This is a genomic window from Streptomyces sp. NBC_00005, assembly GCF_045160215.1.
GTDB lineage: Bacteria > Actinomycetota > Actinomycetes > Streptomycetales > Streptomycetaceae > Streptomyces.
Map to the genome: position 1 here is coordinate 4,607,242 of NZ_CP108316.1, position 17,797 is coordinate 4,625,038.

Annotated in this window: 16 protein-coding genes and 1 pseudogene; 4 read left to right on the forward strand and 13 right to left on the reverse strand. The window is 68.9% G+C overall.

The window, feature by feature from the left end; genetic code table 11:
- Positions 1–33 precede the first annotated feature (33 nt).
- Positions 34–405 (reverse strand): holo-ACP synthase, encoded by a 372-nt coding sequence (locus OG303_RS21000; protein WP_405870040.1) that lies wholly within the window; start codon positions 403–405, stop codon positions 34–36.
- Between the two features lie 184 nt (positions 406–589).
- On the opposite strand from OG303_RS21000, the gene OG303_RS21005 reads away from it, so the two are divergent.
- On the forward strand, positions 590–943 hold the full coding sequence (locus tag OG303_RS21005; protein ID WP_405870041.1) for a hypothetical protein: 354 nt from the start codon (positions 590–592) through the stop codon (positions 941–943).
- Positions 944–1,049: 106 nt separating this feature from the next.
- Here OG303_RS21005 and glmS read toward each other — a convergent pair whose 3' ends face one another.
- On the reverse strand, positions 1,050–2,897 hold the full coding sequence (gene glmS / locus OG303_RS21010) for a glutamine--fructose-6-phosphate transaminase (isomerizing) (protein ID WP_405870042.1): 1,848 nt from the start codon (positions 2,895–2,897) through the stop codon (positions 1,050–1,052).
- 185 nt (positions 2,898–3,082) lie between these two features.
- On the opposite strand from glmS, the gene coaA reads away from it, so the two are divergent.
- On the forward strand, positions 3,083–4,051 hold the full coding sequence (gene coaA, locus OG303_RS21015) for a type I pantothenate kinase (RefSeq protein WP_405870043.1): 969 nt from the start codon (positions 3,083–3,085) through the stop codon (positions 4,049–4,051).
- Between the two features lie 31 nt (positions 4,052–4,082).
- Complete coding sequence (locus tag OG303_RS21020; RefSeq protein WP_405870044.1) at positions 4,083–5,033, forward strand: DUF389 domain-containing protein; 951 nt, start codon at positions 4,083–4,085, stop codon at positions 5,031–5,033.
- On the opposite strand, the gene OG303_RS21025 is transcribed toward OG303_RS21020, so the two are convergent.
- From OG303_RS21025 to rplM, 4 genes are all read right to left on the reverse strand, one after another.
- Complete coding sequence (locus OG303_RS21025) at positions 5,030–5,548, reverse strand: hypothetical protein (RefSeq protein ID WP_405870046.1); 519 nt, start codon at positions 5,546–5,548, stop codon at positions 5,030–5,032. The two genes, OG303_RS21020 and OG303_RS21025, sit on opposite strands and share 4 nt — an antisense overlap.
- Positions 5,549–5,679: 131 nt before the next feature.
- Positions 5,680–7,038: a phosphoglucosamine mutase gene (gene glmM, locus OG303_RS21030; protein WP_405870048.1), complete on the reverse strand. Its 1,359-nt coding sequence runs from the start codon at positions 7,036–7,038 to the stop codon at positions 5,680–5,682.
- A 215-nt stretch (positions 7,039–7,253) separates the two neighbouring features.
- Positions 7,254–7,781 (reverse strand): 30S ribosomal protein S9, encoded by a 528-nt coding sequence (gene rpsI, locus OG303_RS21035; protein ID WP_405870049.1) that lies wholly within the window; start codon positions 7,779–7,781, stop codon positions 7,254–7,256.
- Positions 7,782–7,823: 42 nt separating this feature from the next.
- A complete protein-coding gene (gene rplM, locus OG303_RS21040) occupies positions 7,824–8,267 on the reverse strand; it encodes a 50S ribosomal protein L13 (protein WP_045559465.1) in 444 nt (147 codons plus the stop codon).
- Positions 8,268–8,594: 327 nt separating this feature from the next.
- Here rplM and OG303_RS21045 point away from each other — a divergent pair, with 327 nt between their 5' ends.
- Positions 8,595–9,479, forward strand: a complete 885-nt coding sequence (locus tag OG303_RS21045) for a hypothetical protein (protein ID WP_405870051.1) — start codon at positions 8,595–8,597, stop codon at positions 9,477–9,479.
- Positions 9,480–9,561: 82 nt separating this feature from the next.
- Here OG303_RS21045 and OG303_RS21050 read toward each other — a convergent pair whose 3' ends face one another.
- From OG303_RS21050 to truA, 7 genes and pseudogenes are all read right to left on the reverse strand, one after another.
- The gene (locus tag OG303_RS21050; protein ID WP_405870052.1) at positions 9,562–10,083 is read right to left on the reverse strand and encodes a GtrA family protein; all 522 of its coding nucleotides are present in this window, start codon (positions 10,081–10,083) and stop codon (positions 9,562–9,564) included.
- A gap of 8 nt (positions 10,084–10,091) precedes the next feature.
- Positions 10,092–10,862, reverse strand: a complete 771-nt coding sequence (locus OG303_RS21055; RefSeq protein WP_405870053.1) for a polyprenol monophosphomannose synthase — start codon at positions 10,860–10,862, stop codon at positions 10,092–10,094.
- 19 nt (positions 10,863–10,881) lie between these two features.
- Positions 10,882–12,198: a UDP-glucose dehydrogenase family protein gene (locus OG303_RS21060; protein ID WP_405870054.1), complete on the reverse strand. Its 1,317-nt coding sequence runs from the start codon at positions 12,196–12,198 to the stop codon at positions 10,882–10,884.
- A gap of 31 nt (positions 12,199–12,229) precedes the next feature.
- On the reverse strand, positions 12,230–14,056 hold the full coding sequence (locus tag OG303_RS21065; protein ID WP_405870055.1) for an ArnT family glycosyltransferase: 1,827 nt from the start codon (positions 14,054–14,056) through the stop codon (positions 12,230–12,232).
- Complete coding sequence (locus OG303_RS21070; protein ID WP_405870057.1) at positions 14,056–15,069, reverse strand: glycoside hydrolase family 26 protein; 1,014 nt, start codon at positions 15,067–15,069, stop codon at positions 14,056–14,058. Before OG303_RS21070 ends, OG303_RS21065 begins: the two co-directional genes overlap by 1 nt.
- Positions 15,069–16,483, reverse strand: a pseudogene (locus OG303_RS21075) (glycosyltransferase family 2 protein). The gene OG303_RS21070 and the pseudogene OG303_RS21075 overlap by 1 nt, the downstream one beginning before the upstream one ends.
- Before the next feature lie 383 nt (positions 16,484–16,866).
- The gene (truA, locus tag OG303_RS21080; protein ID WP_405870058.1) at positions 16,867–17,733 is read right to left on the reverse strand and encodes a tRNA pseudouridine(38-40) synthase TruA; all 867 of its coding nucleotides are present in this window, start codon (positions 17,731–17,733) and stop codon (positions 16,867–16,869) included.
- Between the last annotated feature and the right edge of the window lie 64 nt (positions 17,734–17,797).

Sequence of the window (17,797 nt, forward strand, 5' to 3'; positions counted from 1 at the left end):
CCCCGGAAGCACGCGCGCCCGCACGTGGGCCGCTCAGCCCTCCGCGACCACCACGGCCGAGGCCACCCCGGCGTCATGGCTGAGCGACACGTGCCAGGACTGCACCCCGAGCTCCGCCGCCCGCGCCGCCACCGTCCCCTTGACCCGCAGTCGCGGCTGCCCGCTGTCCTCGACGAAGACCTCGGCATCCGTCCAGTGCAGGCCGGCCGGCGCGCCGAGCGCCTTGGCCAGCGCCTCCTTGGCGGCGAAGCGCGCGGCGAGCGAGGCGACGCCCCGGCGTTCCCCGCTGGGCAGCAGCAACTCGCTTTCCAGGAATAGGCGTTCGGCCAGACCGGGGGTCCGCTTCAGCGACGCTTCGAACCGGTCGATCTCCGCCACGTCGATTCCGACGCCGATGATGCTCATGGCGAGCACCTTACGAGGAGAGCGGGCCCCGGCCCCGCACCCGCCGAACCGCAACCTTCACTCTTTTAATACAGCCCCTCGGCCACCCCAAGATCATGACGAGCCCCCGGGCCCAGTAATCTTCGCCGTGACTGGTGATCCGTTCGTCGACGGACACCATTGCACGTAACGGGAGGAAACTGCTTTGAAGTTGAAGTCTCTGGGCTCCGCGCTGACCACCGTGGTTCTCGTGGGTACGGCCCTCACCGGCACCGTCGCGCTCGCCGGCACCGCCTCCGCGGCGACCCCGGACTGCAGCAGCGCGATCGTCGGCGTCAAGGCCAAGCAGTCCGTCAAGATCCGCAAGTCGGCGAAGACGTCCGCCACGGCCCTCGGCGTCTGGGGCAAGGGTGCGAAGGGCGGGCTCTGCAACGACGGCAAGGCCTACACCGGCGGCACGTACACGGCCTGCGGCAAGACGAGCAACAAGTGGCTCTACGGCGGTCCCAACAGCTCCAATGTGGAGGGCTGGATCCCGAAGGCCTGCATCAACTGGTGATCGCCTGATCGCCTGACCGGCTGATCAGAGGGGCGAACGGCACCCGGCCGTTCGCCCCTCTTCTGCTTCCTGTCTCTGCTTCCTGTTTCCGTTTCCTACGCTCGGCTCACTCCACCGTCACCGACTTCGCCAGGTTCCGCGGCTGGTCCACGTCGTTGCCGCGAGCCGTCGCCAGCTCGCAGGCGAACACCTGAAGCGGCACCGTGGCCACCAGCGGCTGCAGCAGGGTCGGCGTGGCGGGGATCCGGATCAGGTGGTCCGCGTACGGCACGACCGCCTCGTCACCCTCCTCCGCGATCACGATCGTGTGCGCCCCCCGGGCCCGGATCTCCTGGATGTTGGACACGATCTTGTCGTGGAGCACGGACCGCCCCCGGGACGGCGGCACGACCACCACCACCGGCATGTCGTCCTCGATCAACGCGATCGGCCCGTGCTTGAGCTCCCCCGCCGCGAACCCCTCGGCATGCATATAGGCGAGCTCTTTCAGCTTGAGCGCGCCCTCCATCGCCACCGGATATCCCACGTGCCGCCCCAGGAACAGCACCGTGTCCTTGTCGGCCAGGGACCGCGCCAGCGCCCGCACCGGCTCCATGGTCTCCAGCACCCGCTCGACCTCGCCGGAGATCTGCGACAGGTCCCGGATCACGACGCCGATCTCGTCGCCCCACTTGGTGCCGCGCACCTGCCCCAGATACAGCGCGACCAGATAGCAGGCGACGAGCTGTGTGAGGAAGGCCTTCGTCGACGCGACCGCCACCTCGGGCCCGGCGTGCGTGTACAGCACCGCGTCCGACTCCCGCGGGATCGTGGAACCGTTGGTGTTGCAGATCGCGAGGACGTGGGAGCCCTGCTCGCGGGCGTGCCGGACGGCCATCAGCGTGTCCATGGTCTCGCCGGACTGGGAGATCGCGATCACCAGCGACCTCGGCCCCAGGATCGGGTCCCGGTAGCGGAACTCGCTCGCCAGCTCCACCTCGCACGGAATCCGCGTCCAGTGCTCAATGGCGTACTTGGCGATCATCCCGGCGTGGAAGGCCGTACCGCACGCGACGACGACGACCTTGTCGACCTCCCGCAGCACCCCCGGAGGGATCCGCACCTCGTCCAGGGTCAGCGAACCGGCGGCGTCGATGCGCCCCAGCAACGTATCGGCGACCGCCTTGGGCTGCTCGGCGATCTCCTTGAGCATGAAGTAGTCATACCCCCCCTTTTCCGCGGCCGACGCGTCCCAGTCGACGTGGTACGAGCGCGCGTCGCCCGGCGAGCCGTCGAAGCCGGTCACCGTCACCCCGTCCCGGCGCAGCTCCACCACCTGGTCCTGACCCAGCTCGACCGCCGACCGCGTGTGGGCGATGAACGCGGCGACGTCCGAGGCGAGAAAGGCCTCACCGTCTCCAACGCCCACCACCAGCGGCGAGTTCCGCCGCGCTCCCACCACCACGTCCGGCTCGTCGGCATGCACCGCGACCAGCGTGAACGCCCCCTCCAGCCGAAGGCACACCAGCCGCATCGCCTCCGCGAGATCGGCGCAGGAGGAGTACTCCTCGGCGAGCAGGTGCGCGACCACCTCGGTGTCGGTCTCGGAGGCGAGGTCATGCCCCCGCTCCCCCAACTCGGCCCTCAGCAGCGCGAAGTTCTCGATGATCCCGTTGTGCACGACGGCGACGCGCCCCGCGTTGTCCAGGTGCGGATGCGCGTTGGCATCCGTCGGCCCGCCGTGCGTGGCCCACCGCGTGTGCCCGATCCCGGTGCACCCCGTCGGCAGGGGCCGCTCCACGAGCTCCTTCTCCAGATTGACGAGCTTCCCGGCCTTCTTCGCGGCGGCGAGCCCGCCGTCCGCGAGCACCGAGACGCCCGCCGAGTCGTAACCCCGGTACTCCAGCCGCTTCAGCCCGGCCATGACGACCTCGAGCGCAGACTGCGGCCCCACGTATCCCACGATTCCGCACATGCGCCGCAGCCTACGGTCCGACGCCCGCCGAAAAGGGCCGCCGCCTGCCCGAAATCGGAAATTCCCACCGCCGTACGACACCGCGCGGACACCACGAGGACATCGCACGGCGAACGTGACGGACCCCACCCGCCGACCCGTTCAAACTCCGTTAACAATGGACTGTGATCTCTCCGGTCTCCTCGATGCCCCGGAGCGCCCACCGGCACAGGCCGGAGGCGACTCCCTACGTCGACCTCACCCGTTCCGAGTGGAGCGCGCTGCGCGAGAAGACGCCGCTGCCGCTCACCGCCGAGGAGGTCGAGAAGCTGCGCGGCCTGGGCGACGTCATCGACCTCGACGAGGTGCGGGACATCTACCTCCCGCTCTCCCGCCTCCTCAACCTGTACATCGGGGCGACGGACGGCCTGCGCGGCGCCCTCAACACCTTCCTCGGCGAACAGGGCTCCCAGTCCGGCACCCCCTTCGTCATAGGGGTCGCCGGCTCCGTGGCCGTAGGAAAGTCCACGGTCGCCCGTCTCCTCCAGGCCCTGCTGTCCCGCTGGCCCGAGCACCCGCGCGTGGAGCTGGTGACGACGGACGGCTTCCTGCTCCCCACCAAGGAGCTGCAGGCCCGCGGCCTGATGTCGCGGAAGGGATTCCCCGAGTCCTACGACCGCCGCGCCCTCACCCGCTTCGTCGCCGACATCAAGGCCGGCAAGGACGAGGTGACCGCGCCGGTCTACTCCCACCTCATCTACGACATCGTCCCCGACCAGCGGCTCACGGTCCGCCGCCCCGACATCCTCATCGTCGAGGGCCTGAACGTCCTGCAGCCCGCGCTCCCCGGCAAGGACGGCCGCACCCGCGTCGGCCTCGCCGACTACTTCGACTTCAGTGTGTACGTCGACGCCCGCACCGAGGACATCGAGCGCTGGTACCTCAACCGCTTCCGCAAGCTGCGCGCGACGGCCTTCCAGAACCCGTCCTCGTACTTCCGGAAGTACACACAGGTCTCCGAGACGGAGGCCCTCGACTACGCCGGCACGATGTGGCGCACCATCAACAAGCCCAATCTGGTGGAGAACATCGCCCCCACCCGCGGCCGGGCCACCCTGGTCGTCCGCAAGGGCCCGGACCACAAGGTCCAGCGCCTGAGCCTGCGCAAGCTGTGAAGCCGTGACCTTGGCCTGTTAGAAAGGCGTCATGCTGCATCTGCGCCTGATCACGCCGTCCGACAGGACCGACGACGTGGTCCGCCTGATCGAGAAGACGGTCGGCACCACACATCTCGTCGTGATGCCCGGGGCCGCCCGCAACCCCGCCGGGGACGTGGTGATGTGCGACGTCGCCCGCGAGGCCGGAGACGAACTCCTCACCGGACTGCAGGAGTTGGGCCTCGACCGCACGGGCTCCATCGCCGTCGAGAACATCGATCTGTCGCTGTCCAAGCGGGCCGACAAGGCCGAGGCGGAGGCACCCGGCGAGGGCGCGGACGCGGTGCTGTGGGAGCACCTGACGGACGCCACGCACGAGGAGTCGACGCTCTCCGTCACCTACGTCGCCTTCCTCACGCTCGCCACGATGATCGCGGCGTGCGGTGTGGTGCTGGACAACGCGATCCTGATCGTGGGCGCGATGGCGGTGGGCCCGGAGTTCGGCCCGCTCGCGGGCATCTGCACCGCCATCGTGCAACGCGCCCCGCGCCTGGCACTGCGGTCGCTGATCGCGCTCCTGGTGGGCTTCGCGGTGGCGATGGCGGTGACGGTGGGCTTCAGCCTGTTCATGGACGCCGTCGGCCTGTTCACCAAGGCCCAACTGGAGGCGGAGCGGCCCAACACGGGCTTCATCTACGCGCCGGACTGGTTCTCGTTCGTCGTGGCGGTCCTCGCCGGAGCGGCGGGCACCCTCTCCCTGACATCCGCCAAGTCGGGCGCCCTGGTCGGCGTCGCCATCTCCGTGACGACGGTCCCCGCCGCCGCCAACGCGGCCGTGGCCCTGATCTACAGCGACACCAACCAGGCACTGCGATCGTCGGAGCAGCTGCTGCTGAACCTGTTCGGCATCGTCCTCGCCGGCACCGTCACGCTCCTGACCCAGAAATGGCTCTGGGCCAGACAGCGCGTGCGTACGGCGAAGGCCGGCGGCGGCCTCTAGAGCTGCCGTTCGCAGTCCCCGGCGATGGTGTCACCGGGGTCGGCGAACACCGTGTCGGCGCCGCCGTTGCAGGTCACCGTGTCACCGCCGGCGTTGTCCTCGACGCCGATCAGGTCGTTGCCGCCGTTGGTGGTCACCGAGTCGACGCCCGTGCCGGCGTCGACAGTGACGTTGACCGGAACGTTGGCCACGGCGCTGTCATTCTGGTCGCCCAGCGCTATGGCGAGCCGGGTGCCGCTGATGGTGCCGCAGTCGGCGGTGGTGGCGTTCACCCGGGTGCAGCCCGGACCGATCGCGATGCCCGTGGTGTCCGTGAGGAGCAGATGGTTGGTGCCGGAAACGGAGGCCGAGACATGATTCTGCACGCCGGCGCGCGCTTGCAGCCCGACTAGGCCGCCGAAGATCCGGAACGCCGTGGAGCCCGGCGTCTGGGCGACGGCCGGGGTGGCGAACGAAACGACGACGAGACCCGCGGCCAGGGCCGGACCGGCCGCTCGCCTCAGTGCGCTGCTCACGATCTTCATGCTGTGTCTCTTCTCTTTCGTCGAGGTAGGGCGCCACACATGGCGCCCTCGACGTAAGTGAACAACCAGCAACCAGACGTGCACTCTCTGTACGCGCATTCGGGTGACGGCGTCCCGCGGAACTAACCCAGCGCCGACTTCACCACATCCGCAAGCCGCCCAGCCACCGACCGAGCCTGGTCGATGTCCGCGGCCTCGACCATGACCCGCACCAGCGGCTCCGTCCCCGACGGACGCAGCAACACCCGCCCGGTGGACCCGAGTTCCCGCTCGGCGTCGACAACCGCAGCCGCCAGCTCGGCGGACGTCTTCACCCGGGACCTGTCCACGTCGGGCACATTGATGAGCACCTGCGGCAACCGCTCCATCACGGACGCCAGGTCCCGCAGCGTACGACCGGTCTCGGCGACCCGGGCCGCCAGCATGAGCCCGGTCAGCGTGCCGTCACCGGTGGTGGCGTGGTCGAGGATGATCACGTGCCCGGACTGCTCGCCCCCGAGCGCGTACCCGTGCTCCTTCATCTCCTCCAGGACGTAACGGTCACCGACCGCCGTCTGGACGAGGCTGAGCCCTTCCCTCTCCAGCGCCAGCTTGAAGCCCAGGTTGGACATGACCGTCGCGACGACGGTGTCCTCACGCAGTACGGAACGCTCCCGCATGGCCAGCGCGATCACGGCCAGGATCTGGTCGCCGTCGATCTCCGCACCGGTGTGGTCCACGGCCAGGCACCGGTCCGCGTCACCGTCGTGCGCGATCCCGAGCGCGGCCCCGTGCTCGACGACGGCGGCCCGCAGCTTGTCCAGATGGGTCGATCCGCAGCCGTCGTTGATGTTGAGCCCGTTCGGCTCGGCCCCGATCGTGATCACGTCGGCGCCGGCTCGCGAGAACGCCTCCGGAGAGACCCGCGCGGCCGCTCCGTGCGCCTCGTCAAGGACGATCTTCAGCCCGTCCAGACGGTTCGGGAGTACGGCGATCAGGTGGGCGACGTACTGGTCGAAGCCCTCGTCGTACGACCGCACCCGCCCGACACCCGCGCCGGTGGGCCGCTCCCAGGGCTCGCCGTGCCGGTGGGAGTCGTACACGGCCTCGATCCGGTCCTCGAGCTCGTCGGCGAGCTTGTGGCCGCCGCGGGCGAAGAACTTGACGCCGTTGTCGGGCATGGCGTTGTGGCTCGCGGAGAGCATGACGCCCAGGTCGGCGCCGAGCGCGCCGGTGAGATACGCCACCGCCGGGGTGGGCAGCACGCCGACGCGCAGGACGTCCACGCCCGCGCTCGCCAGGCCCGCGACCACGGCGGCCTCCAGGAACTCCCCGGACGCGCGCGGGTCCCGTCCGACGACCGCCTTCGCCCGGTGGCCCTCGAAGGTGCCCGCCTCGGCCAGTACGTGCGCCGCGGCCACGGAGAGGCCGAGGGCCATCTCCGCCGTCAGGTCCGCGTTGGCGACGCCGCGCACGCCGTCCGTGCCGAAGAGTCGTCCCACTTGTCCTCCTGATGAAGCGTCATTTTCGAAAGCCGGTGCTGCTGCAGCTCGCACACGCGACTCCCGCATCCCAGGCATTCCATGCCTGGGCATCCGATCACACAAGCCTTTGAGTCTCTTGTGCCGTTATACGCCCCAGCCTGTGATAAACGAACGCCCCGACGGCACTGTGGCGTGCCGCCGGGGCGTTCGGAGTGGCTTGCAGGCAGCCGCGATTAACGCTTGCTGTACTGCGGGGCCTTGCGGGCCTTCTTCAGACCGGCCTTCTTGCGCTCGACCGCACGGTCGTCGCGCTTGAGGAAGCCGGCCTTCTTGAGCGGGCCGCGGTTGTTGTCGACGTCGGCCTCGTTCAGCGCGCGGGCGACACCGAGACGGAGCGCACCGGCCTGACCGGAGACACCGCCACCGGAGATACGGGCGATGACGTCGTAACGGCCTTCGAGCTCGAGCACCTTGAAGGGCTCGTTGACTTCCTGCTGGTGCACCTTGTTCGGGAAGTAGTCCTCGAGGGTGCGACCGTTGATCTTCCACTTGCCGGTGCCCGGGACGATCCGGACGCGGGCGATGGCGTTCTTGCGACGACCCAGGCCGGCGGCCGGCTGCGGGTCGCCGAAGCGGGACGCCAGCGACTCCGAGGTGTACTCGCCCTCGACGGGGACCTCGGACTCGGTGGTGTAGCTGTCGATGTCGACAAGCTCGGTCTCGGTCTCTTCGACCGGCTGCTCAACGGTGGTCTCGGCCACGATGCTCCTCAGATTCTCTTCAGTCTTAGGGGGTGGCCGGACTTACTGCGCGACCTGGGTGATCTCGAACGGCACCGGCTGCTGGGCAGCGTGCGGGTGCTGGTCGCCCGAGTAGACCTTCAGCTTCGAGAGCATCTGACGGCCCAGGGTGTTCTTGGGGATCATGCCCTTGATGGCCTTCTCGACGGCCTTCTCGGGGTTCTTCGCCAGCAGCTCGTCGTAACGGACGGAGCGCAGACCACCCGGGTAGCCGGAGTGGCGGTACGCCAGCTTCTGGGTCTTCTTGTTGCCGGACAGGTGAACCTTGTCGGCGTTGATGATGATGACGAAGTCGCCCATGTCCATGTGCGGGGCATAGGTCGGCTTGTGCTTGCCACGGAGGAGGTTCGCAGCGGTGGTAGCCAGACGACCCAGGACGATGTCCTGAGCGTCAATGACGTGCCACTGGCGAGTCACATCGCCGGGCTTGGGGCTGTACGTACGCACTTCGCAGCCTTCTTCTTCAGTGGATGGGGCCTGACACATGGCATCACTGAAGCGATCGTGCAGCTGGGGACGACAATGCCGGGGACGCTGCCCGTATGCCGCCCACTGGTAACTGCTCCAGGGAACCTACGTAAGGGCCTCTCGCGTGAGAACGACCAAGCCAATACGCATAACGAACAAGCAGGATACCTGCGCTGGCCCGGACGGGTCAAAACGAGGTCGCCGCACACGCGGGAAGACCGAGATGTGCACCCCTGCCGGAAAGGTCCCCGGCGACCCCGCCGGAGGCACATCGGCACCCTCCGCCTCCCGTCTAAGATGCGGCCCATGAGCTTTGGGCAGCAGGGGGGACCCCAGTCCCAGTGGGACCCCTGGAAACCGCAATCCCAGCAGCCGTGGGCCAACGGCGGCGACGACGGCCGGACCCCGGACTGGGCAGCGCTCGCCGAGGCGTCCGAGACGCGCAACAAGAGGCGCAGGCTGCTGTTCGTCGGCGGCGGCGCGGTCGCCACGATCGCGATAGGCACCGCCGTGGCCATGGCCGTGGTGTCGGCGAACGGCGACAACCAGGCCTCGGGCAACCCGTCCAACGTGCCCGCGAGCGGGTCCATCCCGAGCAGCAGCGCGACGGCTCCGTCCTTCGCGCCGACCAGCGCCCCGCCGCCGCTGGACCCGAAGGACTTCATCGCCTCCAAGAGCAAGGACACGGCCCCGCTCAGCGCGGACGCCCTCTTCCCGGGCACGCAGCTGACCATGGGCTCGGCGGTGTACAAGAAGGGCCCGACGGCCGACACGAAGAACTGCGCGTCGGTCGCCGAGGGCACCCTCCCGAAGGTCCTCAACGCCAACGACTGCACCCGCCTCCTGCGCGTGACCTACGTCAAGGGCGGCATCGGCGTGACCGTCGGCGTGGCCGTCTTCGACACCGAGGCGCAGGCCACCAAGGCCAAGAACCAGACCGACAACAGCGGCCTGGTCAAGTCGCTCTTCGGCAGCGGCGTGAAGCCCTTCTGCAACGCCGCGTTCTGCCGCACGACCACCAACTCCTACGGCCGCTACGCCTACTTCACGATCGCCGGATACTTCAACGGCAACGACGTCACGAAGAAGGACACGAAGGTCTTCCAGGTCGGCGACGACCTGGCCGTGTTCACCTTCCGCCAGATCCGCCGCCGCGGCGAGGCCCAGGCGTCGGCGGCCGCGAACGAGTGACCCGGCGCACCACTAGGGCCCTTCTGATGGATCTCCGACGCCGCGGAGATCCATCAGAAGGGCCCTAGGCGCGCCGGGCCGGTCAGGTGCTCTCCCACACGACGGTCAGGGCGGGCTCGTTCAGGACGGGCTCGGGGTGGCGAGCATCACGTTCCGGACGACTGCCGGCCGTCTTGAAGACCCACGTCCGGTAGGACCAGAACCGGAAGAGGGTCGCGATGCCGATGCCGACGAACTTGCCGGTGTTGCTCGCGAGCGTGCCGTCCCAGCCGAGTCCGTAGGTGGTGGCATAGAGGACCGAGTTCTCGATGACCAGGCCGACCGCGCTGAAGAAGAGGAAGAGCCCCAGCTCCTTCCGCCGGCCGCTCCGGTCCTCCTGGCCGCGGTCCCGGTACGCGAAGTACCGCAGACCGAGGTAGTTGCCCATGATCGCGCAGATCGTCGCCACGACACTCGCCCGGACGGTCTGCCACTCGGTGACGGTCCTGATGATGTTGAAGACCGCGAGATTGACCACGAAACCCGACAGCCCCACTGCGCCGAACTTCGCGATCTCGCGGTACAGGTGCCCCCATCGCGAGGGAACCGCATGCCGTCCGCTCACCGTCCCGCTCAGCCCCGTCTGTGGCGCAGCCGCAGCCGCAGCGGCACGACCGCCGACTCGATCTGCGTCGCGAGGTTCATCTTGGACACACCCTCGGTGCGCTCCTCGAACCGGATCGGGATCTCGACGGCGCTGTGGCCGGCCCGGACGGCCTTGAACTTCAGCTCGACCTGGAAGCTGTAGCCGGCGCTGTCGAGGGTCGCGAGATCGACGTCCCGCAGCGTGGCCGCCGACCACAGGTTGAAGCCGGCGGTGATGTCCCGGATCTTGGTGCCGAGCACGGTCCGGGCGTAGCGGTTGGCGAAGCGGGACAGCAGGACCCGGTGCCTGCCCCACTCCTCGGCCAGCGAGCCGCCCTCCACGTACCGGCTGCCGACGACCAGGCCGACGCCCGTGGCGACGGCCGTACCGAGCATCCGCGGCACCGCCTCGACGGGGTGGCTGCCGTCGGCGTCCATCTGGACGACGTACGCGGCGCCCTCCGCCAGCGCGGCGCTCATGCCCGCGGCGTACGCGCGCCCGAGGCCGTCCTTCTCGGTGCGGTGCAGCACGCTCATCCGGCGCGGCCCGGCGGGCTGGTCGGCGTTGTACTTCTCGGCGAGCTCGTCGGCGATCCGCCCGGTGCCGTCCGGGCTGGAGTCGTCGACGACCTTCAGGTGCAGCCCGTCGATCGGCAGACCAAGGACCAGCTCGGCCATGCGGGGCAGGTTCGCCGCCTCGTTGTACGTCGGCATCACGATGGTGACCGGTACGCCGGGGCGTCTGTCGTTGACCGTCATGTCCTTCTCCTTCCCTCCCCTAGAGGCCCCGAAGGGACCCCCTTCCAATGGGCGCCGGTCTGCCCAGCGCCCGGAAGTACCAGCCCGCCGCGGTCCAGCGGTCCGCGTCGAGCACCCCCCGGCCGTCCACGATCCGCGGACGGGACACGAGCCGCGCGGCCCGCTCCGGGTCGATCTCCCGGAACTGCGGCCACTCGGTCAGATGCAGCACGAGGTCGGCTCCCCCGAGCGCCTCCTCGGCCGACAGCGCGTACCCGAGGAGCGGGAACGCCTTGCGGGCGTTGTCCAGCGCCTCGGGGTCGTAGACCGTGACATCGGCGCCGTCGAGCCGCAGCCGGGCGGCCACGTTGAGCGCGGGCGAGTCACGGATGTCGTCGGAGTCGGGCTTGAAGGCCGCTCCGAGCACGGCGACACGGGCCCCCAGCACCGTCCCACCGCACAGCTCCCGCGCCAGGCCGACCACCTTGTCGCGGCGCCGCATGTTGATCGCGTCGACCTCGCGCAGGAAGGCCAGTGAGACCCCCAGCTCGTCGGCGCGGTGGGCGAAGGCGCGGATGTCCTTGGGCAGGCAGCCGCCGCCGAAGCCGACGCCGGCGCGCAGGAACTTGCTCCCGATCCTGTCGTCGTACCCGATCGCCTCGGCGAGGACGCCGACGTCGCCACCGGAGGCCTCGCAGACCTCGGCCATCGCGTTGATGAAGGAGATCTTGGTGGCGAGGAAGGCGTTGGCGGCCGTCTTGACCAGTTCGGCGGTCGGGAAGTCGGCGGTGACGAGTGGGGTCCCGGCGTCGAGGACGGGCGCGTACACCTGGCGCAGGATCGTTTCAGCCCGCGGGGAGCAGACGCCGACCACCAGCCGGTCCGGCCGCAGCGTGTCCTCGACGGCGAAGCCCTCGCGCAGGAACTCCGGGTTCCAGGCGACCTCGGTGTCGAGCGTGGAGGCCAGCCGCTGCGCCGTGCCGACCGGCACGGTCGACTTGCCGACCAGCAGCGCACCCTCGGCCGCGTGCTCGGCGATCGCCGCGAAGGCCGCGTCGACGTACGTCAGGTCCGCGCCCTCGGAGCCCTCGCGCTGCGGAGTTCCGACACACACGAAGTGCACGTCGCCGAAGGCTCCGGCCGCGGCGTAGTCGGTCGTGAACCGGAGCCGTCCGCTCGCCGTGTGCTTCGCGATCAGCTCGGGCAGCCCGGGTTCGTGGAACGGCACCCGGCCGCCCTCGAGCGCGGCGACCTTGTCGGGGTCGACGTCCACGCCGAGCACCTCGTGACCGAGCTCCGCCATACAGGCGGCGTGGGTGGCACCCAGGTAGCCGGTGCCGATGACGGTCAGCCGCATGACGGCCTTTCTCACTTCAGAGCGGATGCGCTCAGGAGGTCTTGATCCAGATGCGGTACTCGCTCGTGCCGTTGGCGTTCCGGAAGGGAATCTCGGCCAACAGCCGGTAGTGCGAGTTGCCCTTGACCGCGGCGGCGATGATGTCGTCGACCCGCGGGTTGGTGAGCCCGTCGAGGACGATCAGGTTGAACCTGCCGGCCTTCACCGACTGGCGGTAGGCCTCGTCGCCGCTGTAGTACTTGCCCTTCTTGTCCTTGTAGTCCATGCCGAAGACGCTGTGCCACTGGCTGTGGCTCGACTTCTCGCGCAGGTAGTACACGGGCACCTCGGGCGTGGAGGCCAGGTATTCGCCCTTGGAGTTCACATGGGACCCGATGACGTCGATCATCTTCGTGGAGTTGGGCCACACGTCGAAGCGCCAGTCGGCCTGCTGGATGCCCAGGCACAGCGTGGCCGTCCAGAGCATGATGCCGAGCTGGGGGTAGCGGAAGTGCGCGCCCACCAGACGGGTCACCCCCACACCGGCCATCGGCGCGGCGAAGAGCAGACCGAAGCCGACGTGCTTGAACAGCGAGACCACGGTGCCCAGATGGACCTGGTACGCCGGTGCCAGCACGGCCGTACCGCACAGCACCAGCCCGAGCAGGGCCCGCCAGCGCCAGCCGGGGTTGCCCAGCCCGATGGCCTGCGGCGACTCGTTCATACGGCTGCGCCGGACGTACGAGACGGCGCCGCCGACGGCGGTCAGGAACATCAGCCCGCCCCACTTGGCCGACTGCTCCAGCAGGAACTCGGTGGTGTCAGTGCCGTGGACACGGTTGGTGGTGGTCTGCCGCACACCGTCCATCAGATCCGTGGTGTACATGCCCACCACGACCAGACCGCCGATGCCGAGCGCGAGCAGCACCATCCGCAGGAACGCCTTGCCGCCCTTGTGCGGCCACGCGGTGAGCAGGGCGAGCGCGACGATGGTCGGCAGGTACAGCGCGGACGCGTACTTCACCCCGACCGCCAGGACCGCGACAGGCGCGGCCAGCAGCACGGCGATCACCGGCGCCCGGTCGGTGCGTACGACGATCCAGGTCGTCAGGGCGAGCAGGAACACCGCGGCCGCGTCGTAGGTGGCGAAATAGCCCATCACGACGGTCGACTGGAGCACCGCGAACAGCGCGGCGGCGGCCAGCGCGGCCCGCTCGTTGAACAGCCGCCGGGTGAAGGAGTACAGCAGCCCGGTGGTGCAGAGCATGAAGAACAGGCTCAGGGTCCGCGCCCCGGCGAGCCCGAACTTCGCGTCCACGATCGCGGCGAGCACCGGGTAGAGCTGCGGCGAGCCGGAGAAGTACGCGGCGTAGTCGCGGGGCAGCGGGGTGCCGTGGAGCAGCTGGGCGAGCTCGGAGTGACCGGCCGCCAGGTACAGCGCCTCGTCCTGGAAGGCGGTGTTGGACAGCCGCAGCGACAGCGCCGCCTGGACGAGCAGGATGCACAGCAGTACGGCCCGGCTGACCCAGGCCCGCCGCCGGCTCGCCGCCATCTCCCAGCCGGCTTCCGGCGTCTCGGGGATGTGGTAACCGGGCTCGTCCGCCGCGTCGTCCGGCACCTGCTGGTACTGGACGGTGCGCAGGGCGTACGTCGGCTGGTCCTCGGGACCGCTGTGCGGCTGCTCGGGGATGCCGGCCGCGTACGGCTGCTGCTGCGGCTCCTGGCCCGGGTGGAAGTGGTTGTCGTACGCGTGCCCCTGCTGCTCGTACTGCTGCTGCCGCGGGGGCGTCCCGTTGGAGTTGAACCAACCGGACCCGCTGTCGTCGTCGGCGTACGGATCGTAGGGCTGTGGCGTGTAGTGGTCGTTTCGGGAGGTCATCACGGCTTCCGTACGTCGAAGCCGAAACGGTCGTCGGCCGCCAGGCGCTTGAACTCCTTCAGCGCCAGCGGGCTCGCCTCCAACCGCCAGTCGGCACGCTTCTTGTAGTTGAACCAGATGAAGCCGAGCATGTCGTCGTCGGCCTCCACGCCCGCGAACAGGTTGCGGATGTCGGCCCGTCGCCGCTCACCCGCCATGGCCGCCGTCTCGATCAGGATCATGGGCTTCTTGGTGAACGTGCGGATCTGGTCGATGGTCGGACCGAAGACGCTGTCGAAGGCGTTGTCCTCGTCGATCGTCCAGTAGCCCACCAGCCCCACCCAGTCGACGTAGGCGTCGCCCGGGTAGTAGGGCTCCAGCTTCACGCTCTTGACGGGGTTGACGATGTTGGGCGACCAGGCCCAGATCACGTTCGAGGCACCGGCGTCGATGAACGTCTCGTGGATGTGCCGCCAGGCGGCCACGTACTGCTTGGGGGTCACGTACTTCGTGCCCCACTTCTCCCACTGGCCGTTGAACTCGTCGGCGAAGTCGATCACCACGGGCACGTTCAGCCTGCGCACCGCCGTCGCGTACTTTTTGATGTACGCGTCCGACTTGCCCGCCGCGATGTCGGCGATGGTGGTGTCGAGGGGCTCCCAGGACATCAGCGTCATGGCGCCCTTCTTCCAGGCCTTGCGCACGCCACTGGCGTCGAAGCCGTCGCCCCAGCCGGCGTAGTACTCGATGAGGTTGGGCTGCTTGCCGGTTAGCTCGGTGTACGCGTCGACGCCCTTCATGGACGTGGGCGCGCCCGCCACGGCGGCTCCGTAGTACTTCTTGTCCGGCTTGATCAGCGGCACGACGTCGTAGGGGATGTCGGACTGCGCGCTCTTCGACGGATCGGCGCCGCCCTCGGCGTGTTCGGCGGGCGACCCGTCGTTCGACTCGCCGAGCACAGAGCAGCCGCCGAGGGTCAGGGCGGTGAGCAGGACGGCGGCCAGTGCGGTACGGGCACGGTGGCGGAACTGCATCAGGCGACCGCCCTCTCGCGCGGCTGCACCAGCACGCGGCCCACCACGAGGGCGTAGAAGAGCCCGGAGGACAGGATCAGGGCGAAGTTCGGGGCGTCCATGGTGAACGTCCGGTACACAGCGCCGACCACCCAGATCAGGGCCGTGCCGCCGCTCCAGACCCACATGCCGATCCAGAAGCGGCGGGTCTTGTTCTTCTTGGCGCCGGAGGAGCCGGTGGGCTGCCAGCCCATGCGGTTCTTGCGCAGGATGTCCCAGATGGCGAAGACGTGCGCCCAGCCGTACATCATGCGGGCCGCCCAGGCCTCCAGGCGGTAGGGCGCCTTGTGCCACATCGGGAAGATGATCGTGGTGTAGAGGATGCTCGGCAGCACCAGGACCAGGTGCTCGACCTGCAGCTTCTGCGGCATCATCACGAGCAGCACGATGGGGATGACCGGCGCCGCGAAGGTGAACAGCGCCGTGTGGATGTAGTAGAAGAACCCGGACATGTAGCACAGGCGGCTGGACAGCCTGATCTTGCGCTGCCAGAACTTCTTGCCGGCGAGCGGCTCATCGAGCCGGAGCACCAGCGGTACTGCTGGTTGAAGAAGGCGCCGGCGGTGTCCGGGCACACGCCCGTGGAGACGGCGACCGGCACATAGCGCAGGTCCCAGCCGAGGCCCCGCAGGTCGAAGCCGGTGTGCACGTCCTCGGAGTGCTCGATCAGCGTCGTACCGCCGTTGGTCTCCAGCGCGGCCCGCCGGTACACGGCGCAGGAGCCGACGCAGATCGCGCCGTCGCTGCCCTGCCGGGAGACCTGCACGGACCGGTAGAACAGCTCCTGCACGGCGCCCGCGCCGCGCTCGATCCAGTTCTGCGAGTCCAGCACCCGGAAGTACTGCGGGGACTGCACGATCCCGATCCCCGGGTCGGACTCCATGTACGGCAGCAGTTCTTCGAGCAGGTCGGCGCGCGGGGTGAAGTCGGCGTCGAGGATGAGGATGTACTGGCCGTCGGACTGCCCGAACCCGAAGTGCAGGTTGCCCGCCTTCTTGAACCAGCCGCGGTTCTCCCGGGTGCCGTAGCGGAACCCGAAGTCGCGGGCCATGGCCTTCAGCTCGGGGCTCGCGCCGTCGTCGAGGACGAAGGGAACACAGACGCCCGGGTAGTGGTCGGCCATCTCCCGCACGTGCCGCCAGGTGTTGTGCAGCACCTCGATGGGCTCACCGCACACCGGCAGGAACACGTCGACCGTGGGGTAGACCTCGGGCCGCCAGCCGTGGACCAGCCGCTTGTGGTGCGCGATGTCGAAGTCTCTGGTGAAACCATTCACCCGAAGCGACACCAGGTAGTAGATGACCGTGAACACCAGCAGCGGCGTGTAGATCCACAGCACCGGTGTGGACTGGGCCAGCTTGAACTGGCTCATCACCAGGCAGCAGAAGCTGATCAGAGAGCTGATCGTCAGGATCCACAGCCGTCTTCGGGCGTAGGAGTACTTCTCCTTGTCCGTCGGCGGAAGCGGCAGCAGCCCCAGGGGAGCTCTGCCGCCCCGCGCGGCTCTACGACGCCCATGACTCTGCCGCGCGACACGACGCCCCCCGGCCCTTGTCGGACCAACTGCACTCATGAGAAACCCCACCCATGGGCCTCACCGGCCCCTTGCCCCCCACCTGTTGCCCGGTCTCCCCTGTAGAACTGATGACCGAGTTGCGAAAGAATATACGAGAGGATGTGAAGGCCGTAAGGGGCTACACGGGACTTACGTCCACTAAGTCCCGACATGGGCGATATCTTCGCCCCAAGCGTGAGTAACTAACAGGTTTCGCATCCGGACGAGCCGGGCAAGGACCGCCGGTTCCGCGCCTCTTTGTTCCGCGCGGCCAACAACTCGTCGGCCGGGTAGCCGACCTCCTCAAGGGTCAGCCCGTGCGGCCGTACGACATGCACGGCCGAATCCCGTACGCCGGCCGCGAGCACCTTGCCGGGCCAGTCCGGCCCCCGGTGCCCGTCCCCGACGAACAGCAGCGCCCCGATCAGCGAGCGCACCATGTTGTGGCAGAAGGCGTCGGCGCGCACGGTCGCGGTGATGATCCCGTCCTCCCCGCGCACCAGGCTCAGCCGCTGCAGCGTACGGATGGTGGTCGCACCCTCCCGCTTCTTGCAGTAGGCGGCGAAGTCGTGCTCCCCCAGCAGCCGTTCGGCGGCCTCGTTCATCGCGTCGACGTCGAGTGGCCAGTCGTGCCAGAGGACGTGATTGCGCAGCAGCGGATCCACACCGCCGGGATTGTCGGTGACCCGGTAGGCGTACCGCCGCCAGACCGCCGAGAAACGGGCGTTGAAGCCACTGGGCGCCTCTCTGAGGGCCCACACGCGTACGTCCCTGGACAGGCGCCCCGCGAGCCGCTTGAGCAGCTTGTCGTGATGCGCGTCCCAGACCTCCCGGGGCAGGTCGACATGGGCGACCTGTCCGCGCGCATGCACCCCGGCGTCGGTCCGCCCGGCCACGGTCAGCTCGTACGTCGTCCCCCCGGACCGTGTCACGGTCCGCAGGGCGTCCTCGATCTCGCCCTGCACGGTCCGCCGGCCCCCGGCCTGCTTGGCCCACCCGGAGAACTCGCTCCCGTCGTACGACAGGTCGAGACGGACACGGACGTAACCGGGCTGTACTTCGTCACTCACACGGAGATCCTCTCAGCAACACGAAGGCGGGCCCGCTCCTCGAAAGGAACGGGCCCGCCCACGA

Excerpts from the sequence above, each read along its gene's own strand:
- OG303_RS21045 (WP_405870051.1), top strand. The coding sequence starts at position 8,595 with ATGAGCTTTGGGCAGCAGGGGGGACCCCAGTCCCAGTGGGACCCCTGG.
- OG303_RS21065 (WP_405870055.1), bottom strand. The coding sequence starts at position 14,056 with ATGACCTCCCGAAACGACCACTACACGCCACAGCCCTACGATCCGTAC.
- OG303_RS21020 (WP_405870044.1), top strand. The coding sequence starts at position 4,083 with ATGCTGCATCTGCGCCTGATCACGCCGTCCGACAGGACCGACGACGTG.
- OG303_RS21000 (WP_405870040.1), bottom strand. The coding sequence starts at position 405 with ATGAGCATCATCGGCGTCGGAATCGACGTGGCGGAGATCGACCGGTTC.
- coaA (WP_405870043.1), top strand. The coding sequence starts at position 3,083 with ATGCCCCGGAGCGCCCACCGGCACAGGCCGGAGGCGACTCCCTACGTC.
- glmS (WP_405870042.1), bottom strand. The coding sequence starts at position 2,897 with ATGTGCGGAATCGTGGGATACGTGGGGCCGCAGTCTGCGCTCGAGGTC.
- OG303_RS21060 (WP_405870054.1), bottom strand. The coding sequence starts at position 12,198 with ATGCGGCTGACCGTCATCGGCACCGGCTACCTGGGTGCCACCCACGCC.
- OG303_RS21070 (WP_405870057.1), bottom strand. The coding sequence starts at position 15,069 with ATGCAGTTCCGCCACCGTGCCCGTACCGCACTGGCCGCCGTCCTGCTC.
- OG303_RS21055 (WP_405870053.1), bottom strand. The coding sequence starts at position 10,862 with ATGACGGTCAACGACAGACGCCCCGGCGTACCGGTCACCATCGTGATG.